Origin of the sequence: Shewanella sp. GutCb (assembly GCF_002836135.1) — a bacterium.
In the GTDB taxonomy this organism is placed as follows: domain Bacteria; phylum Pseudomonadota; class Gammaproteobacteria; order Enterobacterales; family Shewanellaceae; genus Shewanella.
Genome location: NZ_PJBL01000060.1, coordinates 1 through 1,010, shown reverse-complemented (window position 1 = coordinate 1,010; position 1,010 = coordinate 1). Strand labels below are relative to the sequence as shown.

The following is a 1,010-nucleotide window of genomic DNA, read 5'->3' as shown; positions in this document are numbered from 1 at the left end:
TGTCACGGTGATAATTTGAGTGCTGAATGCACCGAACTCATCGGTGACGGTGACCAAGAAGGTCTCGTCGTGGGTTTCACCCGAGGCGAGGGCATCAACCAAGGCGTTATTAGCTAAAGTGTAACTCCATACGCCGGTGCTGGCATTAATGCCGAAAGTACCGTAGTCATTGACCTGAGGGACAAAATCCCAGCTCCAACTGGCCCCGTTATCGACATCACTGGCGGTTAAGGTGCCGCCCGTGGTGAGGCTGCCTGGCTCTGGATCATTACCGCCATCCATGACGCCCGCTTCTAAGACTTCGCCAGTCGCATCGGCAATGGTGGAAGTGATCAACGGAATATCGTTGGTACCGGTGACGGTCACGGTGACAATTTGAGTGCTGAATGCACCGAACTCATCGGTGACGGTGACCAAGAAGGTCTCGTCGTGGGTTTCACCGGAGGCGAGGGCATCAACCAAGGCGTTATTAGCTAAAGTGTAACTCCAGACGCCAGTGCTGGCATTAATGTCGAAGGTACCATAGTCATTGACTTGAGGGACAAAATCCCAGCTCCAACTGGCTCCGTTATCGACATCACTGGCGGTTAAGGTGCCGCCCGTGGTGAGACTGCCTGGCTCTGGATCATTACCGCCATCCATGACACCCGCTTCTAGGACATCGCCAGTCGCATCGGCAATTGTGGAAGTGATCAACGGAATATCGTTGGTACCAGTGACGGTCACGGTGACAATTTGAGTGCTGAATGCACCAAACTCATCGGTGACGGTGACCAAGAAGGTCTCGTCGTGGGTTTCACCGGAGGCGAGTGCATCAACCAAGGCGTTATTAGCTAAAGTGTAACTCCACACGCCGGTGCTGGCATTAATGCCGAAAGTACCGTAGTCATTGACCTGAGGGACAAAATCCCAGCTCCAACTGGCCCCGTTATCGACATCACTGGCGGTTAACGTGCCGCCCGTGGTGAGACTGCCTGGCTCTGGATCATTACCGCCATCCATGACGCCGG

The 1,010-nt window shown here is 54.3% G+C and carries 1 protein-coding gene; it reads right to left on the bottom strand.

What is annotated here, in order from left to right; all coding sequences use genetic code 11:
- Window positions 1-1,010, bottom strand: a 1,010-nt coding sequence (locus tag CXF86_RS19950; protein ID WP_219622750.1) for a VCBS domain-containing protein, incomplete at both ends; no start/stop codon positions are given.